The sequence below is a fragment of the Adonisia turfae CCMR0081 genome (genome assembly GCF_011009555.1).
Taxonomy (GTDB): domain Bacteria; phylum Cyanobacteriota; class Cyanobacteriia; order Phormidesmidales; family Phormidesmidaceae; genus Leptothoe; species Leptothoe turfae.
Genome location: NZ_QXHD01000004.1, coordinates 2,971,404 through 2,983,794, shown reverse-complemented (window position 1 = coordinate 2,983,794; position 12,391 = coordinate 2,971,404). Strand labels below are relative to the sequence as shown.

The 12,391-nt window shown below is 48.5% G+C and carries 12 protein-coding genes and 1 pseudogene; 5 read left to right on the top strand and 8 right to left on the bottom strand.

Annotated elements, in window-relative coordinates; all coding sequences use genetic code 11:
* From DXZ20_RS17070 to dapF, 5 genes and pseudogenes are all read right to left on the bottom strand, one after another.
* Positions 1 to 236, bottom strand: a pseudogene (locus DXZ20_RS17070) (hypothetical protein); the annotation flags it as partial.
* Positions 237 to 249: 13 nt separating this feature from the next.
* Positions 250 to 1,041: a TIGR03943 family putative permease subunit gene (locus DXZ20_RS17065; RefSeq protein ID WP_163664726.1), complete on the bottom strand. Its 792-nt coding sequence runs from the start codon at positions 1,039 to 1,041 to the stop codon at positions 250 to 252.
* Complete coding sequence (locus DXZ20_RS17060; RefSeq protein WP_163664728.1) at positions 1,031 to 2,029, bottom strand: permease; 999 nt, start codon at positions 2,027 to 2,029, stop codon at positions 1,031 to 1,033. Before DXZ20_RS17060 ends, DXZ20_RS17065 begins: the two co-directional genes overlap by 11 nt.
* 129 nt (positions 2,030 to 2,158) lie before the next feature.
* Positions 2,159 to 2,854: a 5'/3'-nucleotidase SurE gene (surE, locus tag DXZ20_RS17055; RefSeq protein WP_163664730.1), complete on the bottom strand. Its 696-nt coding sequence runs from the start codon at positions 2,852 to 2,854 to the stop codon at positions 2,159 to 2,161.
* Positions 2,854 to 3,711 carry a diaminopimelate epimerase gene (dapF, locus tag DXZ20_RS17050; protein WP_163699444.1) on the bottom strand — a complete coding sequence of 286 codons (858 nt, stop codon included), beginning with the start codon at positions 3,709 to 3,711 and terminating at the stop codon, positions 2,854 to 2,856. The genes surE and dapF overlap by 1 nt, the downstream gene beginning before the upstream one ends.
* 128 nt (positions 3,712 to 3,839) lie before the next feature.
* Between dapF and DXZ20_RS17045 the strand changes: the two genes are divergently transcribed.
* Positions 3,840 to 4,052, top strand: a complete 213-nt coding sequence (locus DXZ20_RS17045; protein WP_163664734.1) for an Hfq-related RNA-binding protein — start codon at positions 3,840 to 3,842, stop codon at positions 4,050 to 4,052.
* Between the two features lie 581 nt (positions 4,053 to 4,633).
* Positions 4,634 to 5,179 carry a late competence development ComFB family protein gene (locus DXZ20_RS17040; protein WP_006518123.1) on the top strand — a complete coding sequence of 182 codons (546 nt, stop codon included), beginning with the start codon at positions 4,634 to 4,636 and terminating at the stop codon, positions 5,177 to 5,179.
* A 174-nt stretch (positions 5,180 to 5,353) separates the two neighbouring features.
* On the opposite strand, the gene DXZ20_RS17035 is transcribed toward DXZ20_RS17040, so the two are convergent.
* The 3 genes from DXZ20_RS17035 to rlmD form a co-directional block, all read right to left on the bottom strand.
* Positions 5,354 to 6,943 carry a glycoside hydrolase family 57 protein gene (locus DXZ20_RS17035; protein ID WP_163699442.1) on the bottom strand — a complete coding sequence of 530 codons (1,590 nt, stop codon included), beginning with the start codon at positions 6,941 to 6,943 and terminating at the stop codon, positions 5,354 to 5,356.
* Positions 6,944 to 7,288: 345 nt separating this feature from the next.
* Positions 7,289 to 8,368: a UDP-3-O-(3-hydroxymyristoyl)glucosamine N-acyltransferase gene (gene lpxD / locus DXZ20_RS17030; RefSeq protein ID WP_163699440.1), complete on the bottom strand. Its 1,080-nt coding sequence runs from the start codon at positions 8,366 to 8,368 to the stop codon at positions 7,289 to 7,291.
* Positions 8,369 to 8,408: 40 nt separating this feature from the next.
* A complete protein-coding gene (gene rlmD / locus DXZ20_RS17025; protein ID WP_163699438.1) occupies positions 8,409 to 9,797 on the bottom strand; it encodes a 23S rRNA (uracil(1939)-C(5))-methyltransferase RlmD in 1,389 nt (462 codons plus the stop codon).
* A 268-nt stretch (positions 9,798 to 10,065) separates the two neighbouring features.
* Here rlmD and DXZ20_RS17020 point away from each other — a divergent pair, with 268 nt between their 5' ends.
* From DXZ20_RS17020 to DXZ20_RS17010, 3 genes are all read left to right on the top strand, one after another.
* The gene (locus tag DXZ20_RS17020; RefSeq protein WP_163664743.1) at positions 10,066 to 10,554 is read left to right on the top strand and encodes an allophycocyanin subunit alpha-B; all 489 of its coding nucleotides are present in this window, start codon (positions 10,066 to 10,068) and stop codon (positions 10,552 to 10,554) included.
* Positions 10,555 to 10,679: 125 nt separating this feature from the next.
* Entirely contained in the window at positions 10,680 to 11,312 is a 633-nt protein-coding gene (locus tag DXZ20_RS17015) for a DUF8166 family protein (protein ID WP_163664745.1), read from the top strand.
* A 311-nt stretch (positions 11,313 to 11,623) separates the two neighbouring features.
* A partial coding sequence (locus tag DXZ20_RS17010) for an AIR synthase related protein (RefSeq protein WP_250565798.1) occupies positions 11,624 to 12,391 on the top strand: 768 nt, incomplete at its 3' end.

The window sequence follows — 12,391 nt, the reverse complement described above, 5'->3', positions numbered from 1 at the left end:
GGTAAGGGGGGCTCAATGGTCAGGTTTTGTTCCACGCTAGTGTGATCCATTGGGCGGCTAAAGGTTAGCAAAAAGGCGGTATCTTCAGCTCCAATCTGCCGATTTTGCCAGGTAAAATCCCGGACTTTTGAGGCGGCGGGGCCGCCAAATAAAACCATGCCCCCAATAACCAAGGCCAGCAGCGCTATCATTGCCTGGGCCAGTCGATCAAGGGGTTGGCGATGGTGGGTAGTCATGGTGTGAAACTGGCTAATATTCGTAGGGATTACGGGGTTCAGGGATGGTTTCCAGTTTGGTCGGTTTTATGGTGAGCTGGCGCTTGCCGTTGATGGTGGTGGTGATCATTTTTCCTTCTATGTCTAGCCAGCTATCAGGGGCATAGGCCTGTCGTGAAACAGCTAGCTCCACAGGCAGGCCGACGGGGTAAGCATCGGCTGCACAGCACGTTAAAACAAATCGGGAAATCATGAGATATCCTTCTGGCCATTCATCGGGGTGAATCACAAAACCTGATACCTTAACCCCTTGCCCCGTATAAGCATCCGGTTCTGGGTATACATTAAGTGTGCGAATCCAGTCGATGATTGTACGTTCTTCAGAGGCAGCCTGGCGGACAAAACGTTGAGGTTGTGAGCGCGTCATCGTCAACGTGTCAGCCACACCCCGCTGAATGGCTGTATCACTGGCAAATGCCTGGGGGGTATAGATAAATCCCAGAACAGCCACACCTAATAAAATGAAACTGCTGAGCTGAGGCGGCAGCAACGTGGTGTGGCTAGGGGGAGCTTGTACCTTTTTGGCACGCCGTCCTTGAATTAGCTTAAACAGAGCCATGCCTAGCAGAACAATGGCAGCGCTATTAGCTAGCCACATATAGTCTGGATGCAGCAGCAGAAACAATTTTCCAGTGATCCAGTACCGAAATAGGGTCAGACTCCAAGCGCCGAGCACCAACACATCTAACCAATTCTGACGAAATGGTTTGGAAGACCGTCTTTGCCGTTTAGCCTTACCTGAGTTTCTGGCTGATTTAGCTGACATAGAGGTTCATAAATAAGGTCAAAATAAAACACAGCTGAGCTGCCAGCATGAAAATGTAAATGATGGCCCTTGGCTTAAAGAGCGTCATTAATAGGCCAATGTTTTTCAGGTCAATCATGGGACCAAAAACAAGGAATGCTAGCTGTGCGCCAGTGGTAAAGGTGGATGCAAACGATAGCGCAAAAAATGAATCCACCGTTGAGCAAATGGATACTACGGCTGCCAATAGCATCATCGCCAAAATAGAGGTGATAAAGTTTTGCCCCAGGGCCAAAATCCAATCCCTGGGAATGGCTACCTGAACAAAAGCTGCGATCGCACTACCAAGAATCAATACTGCCCCCAGCTCCTTCAGCTCTTGCACCATATTGTCGATGACAAGCTGTAATTTGATGGCTAGGGGTACCTCTGGTTTTTCGGTCAGAATTGCCGTTGGATCGTCTAGCTGCAGGGTAGACCCGTCGGTTTGTAGCAAAAATGTGCCTGACCGCAGCAAGGGATTACTTGGAGCAGCGACCCTACGGGCTTTAGGCATTTGTCTAGCTACAGCTGATTGTAGGATGGGGCGCATATCAATCTGACGACTGAAGATCCAAGCAATGATGACTGCTATGAATAATGTAAAAAGTACTCTCAGAAAAACAATCTCGGGCTGATCGCGAAACGCTACCCAAGTGGCCCAAAATACGACCGGATTAATGGTGGGTGCTGCTAGTAAAAAACCCACTGCCACTGAAGATGGAGCTCCTTGCACAATCAGCCGTCGGGCTACAGGAACATTGCCACATTCGCATACAGGGAAAAATACCCCCATTAAACTACCTGCTATAGCTCCTAGCAGGGGGGTTTTAGGCAGTAGCTTAATCAGCGTACGCTCATCTACGAAAAACAATAGCAGGCTCGAAAATGCCACACCAATGAGCAAAAAAGGGATGGCCTCTACCAGCAAGCTAAAGAAAAGCGTTAGTCCATTACTCAGTTGTTCCATAGATGTGCAACCGTGAAGATGCCTATTGCTGACCAGCTATTCTACAGGAAATTGCTAGAAAGCATGGCGGTGATAGGGCAATCATCATCCACCCTGTTCGAACAGAGAGCAACCAAAGGGGTCATATTTTTACCATAGAGAAACTTTGCTGACACTGATATTCCCTGAAAAACAGATATCAACATCTGCATCAGGGTCACGCCGTCGATCTTGGTATGCGCCAGTATAGCGAAATTGTCCCAATTCAATGCTAGATTCAGTCGGTAATGGCTGTGTGCACACAGGGCAAAAAACAATTTCGGGTTCAGGGTCGCTGACCGATGGCAAATTGACGTTCCAAAACTGCCCTGGGGCAAGCGGTTTTTCCATTAACATTGTGAGCACGCGGGCCGCACGATGCGCCGCTACCTCCCAATCAATAGAGATTCCTCTGGACTTGTAATGGGAAATCGCAATGGCCGGCACTCTGAGCAGTGTGGCTTCTCGCACAGCAGCAACGGTGCCAGACACATAGGTATCCGCCCCCAGATTTCCACCATCATTAATGCCTGCTAAGAGCCAATCGAGTTGGGGATAGAGATGATGGGCTACGCGAGTACAGTCAGCTGGAGTGCCGCCGATGGCGTATCTCTGGGGGGTGCGCCGATCAACATTAATAGATCCGCCACGGTTAATCTGGTGGCTACAGCCCGAGAGATGTTGATCTGGGGCAACAATACCGATGTTGGTATGGCTAAAGGAGAGTTTTTCCGTAGCTTTGTATAATGCCTGGATTCCAGGTGCATCAATGCCATCATCATTGGTTAAGACAATTGTAGGAGCCATTACAGTGCAGCTTCACCGGTAAACACCAAAACGGCAGGACCCGTCATATACACGTGGTTATTAGTGGCAGACCATTCAATTTTTAGGGGGCCACCTGGTAGTTCAACGGTGGCGGTGCGATCGCACTTGCCATTCAATACCGTCGCCACCAGGGCCGCACAAGCACCAGTACCACAGGCCATGGTGGGGCCAGCTCCCCGTTCCCACACCAGCATTTTGAGATAGTCAGGGCGCACCACTTCAATAAATTCAGCATTGATACGCTGAGGAAATGCCTGATGACGTTCAAACAGCGGGCCAATCTTAGCCAGTGGAACTGTAGTCGTATCCTCCACGAAGGTAATGCAGTGGGGGTTGCCCATGCTGATGCAGGTGACCTGGTACGTCTTATCTGCGACCATCAAAGGCTGATCGATAATTTTTTCGCTGGCATGGGCCAAAGTTGCAGGAATTTCCCCAGCCAATAGACGGGGCTCTCCCATATCAACCGTGATTTGGCCATCGGTTTGTAGCGTTGGCACGATCAATCCTGCCAAGGTGTGAATTTGATAGCTGTGGGGAGTCGTTGGCGGTTGATCGGCTGCCGCTTCCAACGCCTCTAAATATTTGGCCATACATCGAATGCCGTTGCCACACATTTCCGGCTCTGACCCGTCGGAGTTAAAGATGCGCATGGTGTAATCGGCACCGTTTTCACCGGGTAGGGCAAAAATGACGCCATCGGCACCGATGCCAATGTTGCGATCGCATAAATCCATCGCTTGTTTAGGCGTCAAAACTGGAGATGACTGGTGCCGATTGTCTACCAAAATAAAATCGTTACCGAGTCCGTGATATTTGCTAAAGGCGAGCCCCATGATACGCAGACGTTAGAAAAGAGTTGCAATAATTAGAAAAGAGTTGCAATAATTCGTCAACAGCTTACCGGAAGTAGTATAGACCGGGTACGTTATTACTGTTTCATCCATGTTTATCCACGACTGCTATGGCTACTGAATTTGATACAGGTTCACCCAGCATTCGACAAATACAGACACTGATCCGTGATCAGCAAACCATTGAAATCAAGCTATTGACCGGTGATGTGTTTAGTAGCATTGTTCTGTGGCAGGATGCCCAGGCAATTTGTCTGAACATTGATGGTCAACCCATGCTTGTCATGCGTACGGCTGTGGCCTACATCAAGATCATGAGTTAAGTCAGTCTTGTAATTTCATAGACAATGAAATGAAGCTTCTCAACGCAGAGGCTTCATTTTCTATGTTTTGTCATCTTCGAATCTTCGTTTGAATGCTTTCCGATAAAACTTTCTCGAGGCGCTCAGGAAATTATATATAAATGCCGATATTGTAAATTTCAATTTTAAAAAGATATTTTTTACTGTTAGTTTTTAGGCGTTATATTATCGACTTTTTTTGATAGGTTTCTCGTAGTTTTATGCAGTTGATGTGTTTGTTAAGTCACCTCCGGGCACACTAATGCCAATACGATCCTTGGACGCAGGTTTGAAGTCTAACAAGGGTTGCTAGTTGCTGATAAAGCAAATGTTTTAACTGATTAAGGCATTTGTATATTCCATTGTGGCTATAAACTATGGCTTCTAGAAAATCTTTTTCGAAGCAATGGAATCAATGTGAAACCATTTTATTAGTTGTGGATATCAGTGTTTTATCTGTATTTATACCCTTTGAAAATGGTTGGAAAGTGCTCATGTGCATTGCGACATTCAGCAACATCTAACACTGTTTACAGAGATATGCAACGGAGCCATTTGACAGGATGAGCAGTATTGAAAAAATTGTTGAACAAGCTTTGCAGGATGGTTATTTAACCCCTGCGATGGAAGCTGAAGTAGGACGCATTTGTGATACTGCTTCAGAGCTTTCCATCGAAGAGTACATGGCCCTTGATCGCCTTATGGGGTCACTACTCACGGGCGAGGTGGTCGCTGTGCCTCGCAAGCAGTTTATCAACGTTATGGAGGAGCTAGTCCTAACAGAGGCTATTGCTCGTGTTGCTGAAATCGAGGCGAACAATGACTGTAGTCTTGATCTAGGTGATATTGCAGCCTATGCGCTTAATCGATTACCCCCCCTCTATGCCACGACTGAAGAGGGGGCTGCATATCAGCGCAATAAAGCCCGTGAAGCCCTATCTGAGATGATCTCTGACCAGGTTAAGGATGCGATTTCCAACAGCCTCGATCGGCCTGATTTCTTCCCTGAACGTGAGGGAATTAAGCGCTCTAGCGATGGTTTCCTAGGTCAAATGAATGATCTGCTTAAAGACTATGCCCATAAATTCGAGCCAGTTCGGGCCGCTTAAGGCCTCCAGCGGGATTACAGGTTGAGCTTCAAAGCAACAAGAGAGATACAAATACGCAAAGCAAAAGCACCGTTGGCCTCAACGGTGCTTTTTTTACATCACGTAGGGGCGCACTGCTGTACGCCCTAAAACACTGTGCGCCCTAGACACTTGTGCGCCCTAGACACAAATTGCCTACAAAGGGCGATATACCCGGTAGTTGATACTGGGAAAGATATTGTCAATTTCTTCCACTTTTTCTAGCCAACCTGAATCGATTTTGCCTGCCATGATGTCCTCCCGCAGTTTGTCAAAGCGTAATAGGTGGGAGCGGGTACGGCGTACGGCGTAGGGAACCATGGTCCCTGTACGCATAATGAAAGCCCAGTCAGATGATTGTGCTAGGAGTAATTCCCGTGCTGCCTGATTAAGGGCACGCCATTCCAACTCATCAGCAGGTTCACGACGGGCCAAATCAATCATGCGTTCCGCCGCCTTGTGCAGGTGCGGGTAAATCCAAGCATTAGTTTCGTTGAGCCAATACTCATGAAAGCCCTTATAACCCCAGCTTGACTGAGATGGACGGCAGACCTGTTGGGTAGGATTGCTCCGTAGATAATCTGCCAGGTGGGTCATTTCGTAGGTGTCTTGGTCATACCAGGTTTTGCGGAACAGGTAATCAATAAACCAGGGACCTTCGTACCACCAGTGGCCAAATAGCTCAGCATCGTACGGTGAAATCACAATGGGCTTGCGCTGCATCATGCCGTTGAGGTGAGCAATCTGCTGGCCACGGTTGTACATGAAATTACTCGCATGCTCTGCGGCCTTTTCACGAGCCCAATAGGGGTCGTACCAATCCTTGTCAGATAGCCCTAAATTTTTACCCGTAATCTTGTGGTACTTGATACCGACATTTTTACGCTGCCCGTTGGGCATAACGTAGGGCTTGATATAGTCATATTCTGCATCCCACCCCAGGTCACGGTAAAACTCGCGATACTCTGAAGCCCCTGGATAACCTACCTTTGAGGACCATACCTGTTGGGAGGACTCGTGGTCTCGGCCAAAGGCAGCCACGCCAGTTTCTGTATAGATGGGGGCATAGGCTCCAAAGCGAGGACGGGGACGAGCATACAGAATACCGTGACCGTCAGTTAGAAAGTACCTGAGGCCTACATCAGCAACCATGCGTTCCAGGCCTTCGTAGTAGGCACATTCAGGCAGCCAAATTCCTGATGGAGGACGGCCAAAGTTCTCTTCGTGACTTTCTACGGCGACTTTAAGCTGGGCCCAAACTGCCTCGGGGTACATCTTCATCAGAGGCAGGTAGCCGTGGGTGGCACCGCAGGTGATGATGTCTAGGTTATTGCTATCGACATACTGCTTGAAGGCGGATATCAGGTCACCTTTGTTGTCCTCCCACACCTGTCGTGTGTGGTTAAATTCGTTGGCATAGTACTCTGCCAAATATTTGACGTGACCGTTGTGCTCATTGCGTTCGATCTCTCGCTCGGTCAGTTCCTCAAGATTGGTTAGATGCTCGTCATAACGCTCTTGAAGGAGGGGGTCTTTGAGCATCGACACCAGGGGAGGTGTCATACTCATGGTCATTTTAAAATCAATGCCATCCCGCTTAAGACCATCAAACATGGTCAGTAAGGGGATATAAGTTTCAGTAATTGCCTCAAATAGCCACTCTTCTTCTAGAACAAAGTCACTTTCTGGGTGCCGAACGAAAGGTAGGTGGGCATGGAGTACCAGAGCAAGATATCCGAGAGACATAGGGCAACCTTTATTGAAAAGTGAGCATCGTATGGACAATTGCTAGGCTGGCCTGAGCCTTTAAACGTTGAGCCTTAAGGAATTAACGGGCTAAAGACGTTATGAGGCTAAGGTATCGGATCATCGTCAAGAAAAACCCGAATAGGGGACCAACCGTGACGATACAGCGATCGCAAATGAAACCTTTACACTAATTTAAGCATCTCCTGAGGATGGTAGAGCAAATGAAATAAAGCAGTGAAAGTCAGCTGCCAATTTGGCCCTACTGTAATCCTGGGTGCGAGATCACTTCAGTAGCGATTATGTCTTTTTGTAAAGAATGGTCTTGACTATTGATGCTAGCAGCTATTCGTTCGTTTGCTCTACCTGAGCTAGCTGTTCTTCTAGGTGAGCTACCTGCTGTTGAAGTCGCTTTAGGGTGCGATGCATCTCGGGCAGGCGATTGTAGATAGCTGAAGATTTTAGATAGGTGCGATAAGGACTGGCAGGAATGCCCATCATGATGCTGCCGGGGGAAACATGGCTGTGGAGGCCAGCCTTAGAGCCCGCCTGGGCACCTTTGCCAATTTTGGTGTTGTTGGCCACGCCGACCTGGCCTCCTAGCACGACTAAGGACTCTAGCTCTACCCCTCCAGCCAGGCCTACCTGGGACGCTAGTATGCAGTTATCGGCCAGCTGGCAATTGTGGGCCACCTGTGTCAGGTTATCTAACTTGCTATTGCGACCAATGCGAGTTTCTCCAACAGCAGGACGGTCTATGGTGGTATTGCAGCCTACTTCGACATGGTCTTCTAGTACGACAATGCCGGACTGGTGCATTTTCTCCCAGCCCTGGGCTGTTGGCACAAAACCAAATCCCTCGGAGCCAATCACCGCTCCGGTATGGATAACACAGTGGGCTCCTACCTGAGCACGTTCATGGATAACACAGTTAGCATGGAGTGTTGTGCCGTCACCAATACTAGCGTCGGGATAGATGACTACCTGAGGGTGAATGCACGCGTTGTCACCGATGGTGGCTCCAGCATGGATGACGACATAGGGGCCAATGGCCACGTTATTGCCAACCTTGGCTGTGGGGGCAATGATCGCTGTGGGATGGATGCCAGGGGAGAGCTGAAAAGGCTGGTAAAACAGTGCGATCGCACGAGCAAATCCCAGTCTGGGCTCGTGAGTACTAACCCAGGCAATGCCTCGCTCTATGGCCTGGGCTTGCAGGGCCTCATCGACGGGCAAAATCAGTGCCGCATTGGCTGTCTGCTCGATGTAGGGGGCAAACTTTTTGCCTTCAACGTAGCTAATGGTGTCAGGCTGTGATTCTTGAACTGCGGTGACCCCAATGATGTTCGGGTTAAGCTCTGGCTGAGATGCTAGGCTTGATGTCTCAGCAATGCCCAGTTGCTCTACTATCTCGCTAAATCTCATGGCTGCCTCGTTTGCTCACTGACGTCTCAGCGACAGGCTATCAAAAAATTGCCTTTTCTAGAAAAGTAACGCATTCTACATGGGTGGTTTGGGGAAAGAAGTCCGCAGGCTGCACCATGGTTAGGCCATAGCCATTGCTGCATAAAATCTTTAAATCCCGTGCCAGGGTAGATGGGTTGCAACTCATATAAACGATGCGGTTAGGGCCGATCTCTACTAGCGTTTCTAGAACGATGCGATCGCAGCCTTTTCGGGGGGGGTCTAGCACTACAACATCAACAGGGCTAGACTGCTGAGCACTGATTTCTAGCAACAGCTTTTCCACGGCCCCAGCAAAAAACTCCGTATTCTTTAGCCCATTGAGTGCCGCGTTTTGACGGGCTTGTGCGACTGATTCCGGATGAAATTCAATCCCCACACAGTGAGCAGCACGCTGGGCCAGGGGAAGAGACAACGTGCCGATGCCGCAGTAGGCATCAATGACAGTTTCATTACCCTTCAGGTTTAGGTGCTCTAAAACCAGACTCACCAAGGTCTCGGCTTGAGCCGTATTGACCTGGAAAAAGGTAGTTGGCTGAATGCGCAATCGTAGACCTAAAAATATCTCCTCTAGATAGAGTCGGCCCGCTAAGCAACGGGTCTCTTCCCCAAATACCTTGTTAGTGCGTTCCGGATTGATATTGAGACATACGCCCACCAAACTTGAATGCTCAGAGAGCCACTGGTCAGCCTGCCCTTGAACATTTGGTAGATACCCTGTGGTGACTAACGTCAGCAACGTTTGGCCCGTATTTTGGCTAACCCGAAGAGCTAAATTGCGAAGTCGACCTTGGTGTTTTTGTTCGTTATAAAGGCTCCACCCTTGTGCTTTGATCGCCTCTTTAGCATCCACCAGCAAAGGATTCAGGCTCTCATGCTGGATTGGACACTGATTTAAATTTACAATTTGATGGGTGCCCCGACGATAGTATCCGGCTTTGACCGTGCCTCCAGGGCCTCGGGCTAAGGGATAGGTGACCTTATTTCGATAGGCTAACGGGTTTGGGGCCCCTAAAATTGGCCTTATAGGAACCGTCTCAAAGCCACCAATACGTTCTAGAGCAGACTGAACTTGAGACTCTTTTGCTTGCAGCTGTTTTGAGTAAGCCACAGCTTGCCACTGGCAGCCGCCACATTTATCCGCCACGATGCAGACAGGGCGGATCCGATCTGGCGATGGTTCAAGAATTTGCAGTTTTTTCCCATAGCCATAGGCGGGTTTTAACCGTGTAAGCCTTACTTGCAGAGTATCTCCAGGAACCGCATCTGTGACAAAAACTACTCGATCTTGCCAGCGACCTACACCATCACCGCTGTTACTCAGATCATCAATTTTCAAGTCGATCACCTGCCCCTGTTGCCACAGGGACTTGTCTACTAGTGAAGTCATAAGGCTGCTCGCGTCAGGGATCGAAAAATATTTGCTACCGGCGGGGTTTTAATTCTATGACAAGCCCTAAAGTTCGTGACATTGTGACCAGCTTGAATGGTTTACCGGATTGTTTGTAAACTCTCTTAACATAGCTCTCAGGCTAGAACACGCAACCAGTTATTATTCAGAGGATAAAAATCTTTTGAACCGGGCCAAGTATCTCTTTCCTTGTTTGCCCCAGAGTCGTTACACTGTAGTTATTACGAGTCACCGCATTCACTAAGCTATGTCTGTCGTTAGCCAAGTAATTCTCAACGCCGATGATGAGCTGCGCTATCCCACCAGCGGCGAGCTCAGGGGTATCCAAGATTTTTTGCAAACTGGCCCTCAGCGCTTAGTAATCGCGCAAAAGCTGGCTGAAAATGAAAAAAAGATTGTAGATAAAGCCAGTAAGGCCCTATGGCGTCGACGTCCTGATTTTATTGCGCCAGGTGGTAATGCTTACGGTCAAAAGCAACGGGCACTTTGTTTGCGTGACTATGGTTGGTATTTACGCCTGATCACCTATGGCATTATTGCTGGTGACAAACAGCCCATTGAAAACATTGGTTTAGTGGGTGTGCGTGAGATGTACAATGCCCTTGATGTACCAGTGCCTGGCATGGTTGCCGCTATTGAATGCTTGAAAGATGCATCCTTAGGTCTACTGACTGAGGCTGAAGCTGCTGGGGCGGCTCCTTACTTTGACTACATCATCCAAGCAATGTCGAGCTAAACCGCTTACCCTTCACTGGTGGTGTAAGTTGCCTAATTGAATAATGTGAAGCGGGGAGTACATTTGATCGTATTTCTCGCTTTATTTTAGGTATGCTAGGGGCGCTGTGATCAATCAATGCCCCTATGGTGTCTGGTAAGCAACGTCGTCGAGGCTGCAAATTAGGCATGGTGGTTAAGTCAAATTCCCACTGTGATTATGTAGTGCAGCTAAATACGGATAGAGATGTCATTGAGCCGCCTGCCGTTAGTGATTACGGCTTTGGACAGTTTGTCACCCTAGAAACCGATGAGCAGCATTGGGCTGTGGGCATTATTTATAATTCGCAGTTGTTTAACCCGGCTTTTTTGAACAGCGGTCCTCAACTGACGGGTGCTCCAGACCCGATGTTTACTCCGGACTTGATTCAAGAAACCAAAACCTTATTAAATGTTGTGCTTGTGGGTAGTTTGGTGAATCAGGGCAGACTAACCTATGGCCAGCATGGAATTCCACGTCATGTAGTGCCTGTAAACACCCCTGTCTATTGCATGGATGATAAAGGTCGTCATCAGTTTCACTTGAATGTTGATAAACGCCCACAGTTTAGATACTACGGTCATTTACTGAACTGCGGTGGCACCTTTGCGACTCAGCTAACTCAACAAGTGTTAACTGAAGTGAGTAACTCAGGCCTCTTTACTGATGCCGATCAGCGAGCATTACAGGTACTTTGCAAAGAGCTGACCTGGAAAAATACGTTAGGTGCGATGAGATAGGTCTCTGAGGCCGTTGGATGTCAACATTTACAGACATGTGTGATCCATATCAAGAAAAATGTGATCAAAAGTGATCAAAATCACAGGTTCATGATGATTGAGATCGCTATCACCCCTCCCTAAATTCAGCATACTAAGGATGACTCAACTCTAGCCGAGTCATCTACAGGGAACACACAACCAGCCGATAGAACTCGCGGGAGTTCTGTCGGTTTTTTTTTGAGGGTATGGGTAATAGGCCGTGGAGAGTGGAGAAATAGGGTTTAAGATCAAACACTGTCACCCTTTGTTCACTCACTTAATTCCTATTGATGTCTACAACTGCATCCACCTCAATTCCGTGTTCTGCTGAGGAAATTGCTGCTGAAGGCTTAAAACCAGGCGAATATGATGAAATTGTCCAACGTTTAGGACGTCATCCCAATAGGGCTGAGCTGGGCATGTTCGGAGTGATGTGGTCAGAGCACTGCTGTTACAAGAATTCGCGACCCTTATTAAAGCAGTTTCCCACTGAGGGGTCTCGCATTCTGGTTGGGCCTGGAGAAAATGCTGGTGTTGTGGATGTGGGCCATGGACAGCGGTTGGTGTTCAAAATTGAATCCCACAACCATCCATCGGCTGTAGAGCCTTTTCAAGGGGCTGCCACGGGTGTAGGGGGAATTTTACGAGATATTTTTACCATGGGAGCCCGGCCAATTGCCGCTTTGAACGCACTGCGGTTTGGTGCGTTGGATGACCCCAATACGCGACGGATTTTTGCTGGTGTAGTCTCAGGAATCTCTCACTATGGCAACTGTTTTGGGGTGCCCACTGTGGGCGGCGAAGTCTATTTTGATCAGGCCTATGCGGGTAACCCTTTGGTAAATGCCATGGCCATTGGCTTAATGGAAACGAAGGAGATTGTAAAATCCGGTGCCTCAGGCATTGGTAACCCAGTGCTGTATGTGGGCTCCACCACTGGACGAGATGGTATGGGTGGGGCAAGCTTTGCCAGTGCTGAGCTGACGGATGAATCTGAAGCTGATCGTCCGGCGGTGCAAGTGGGCGATCCGTTTCTAGAAAAGTCTTTAGTGGAGGCC

Bases quoted from the DNA above. Each gene is read 5' to 3' on its own strand.
- DXZ20_RS17040 (WP_006518123.1), top strand. From the start codon at position 4,634: ATGAGCAGTATTGAAAAAATTGTTGAACAAGCTTTGCAGGATGGTTAT.
- DXZ20_RS17065 (WP_163664726.1), bottom strand. From the start codon at position 1,041: ATGTCAGCTAAATCAGCCAGAAACTCAGGTAAGGCTAAACGGCAAAGA.
- DXZ20_RS17060 (WP_163664728.1), bottom strand. From the start codon at position 2,029: ATGGAACAACTGAGTAATGGACTAACGCTTTTCTTTAGCTTGCTGGTA.
- surE (WP_163664730.1), bottom strand. From the start codon at position 2,854: ATGGCTCCTACAATTGTCTTAACCAATGATGATGGCATTGATGCACCT.
- DXZ20_RS17015 (WP_163664745.1), top strand. From the start codon at position 10,680: ATGGTGTCTGGTAAGCAACGTCGTCGAGGCTGCAAATTAGGCATGGTG.
- DXZ20_RS17035 (WP_163699442.1), bottom strand. From the start codon at position 6,943: ATGTCTCTCGGATATCTTGCTCTGGTACTCCATGCCCACCTACCTTTC.
- DXZ20_RS17045 (WP_163664734.1), top strand. From the start codon at position 3,840: ATGGCTACTGAATTTGATACAGGTTCACCCAGCATTCGACAAATACAG.
- lpxD (WP_163699440.1), bottom strand. From the start codon at position 8,368: ATGAGATTTAGCGAGATAGTAGAGCAACTGGGCATTGCTGAGACATCA.
- DXZ20_RS17020 (WP_163664743.1), top strand. From the start codon at position 10,066: ATGTCTGTCGTTAGCCAAGTAATTCTCAACGCCGATGATGAGCTGCGC.
- dapF (WP_163699444.1), bottom strand. From the start codon at position 3,711: ATGGGGCTCGCCTTTAGCAAATATCACGGACTCGGTAACGATTTTATT.
- rlmD (WP_163699438.1), bottom strand. From the start codon at position 9,797: ATGACTTCACTAGTAGACAAGTCCCTGTGGCAACAGGGGCAGGTGATC.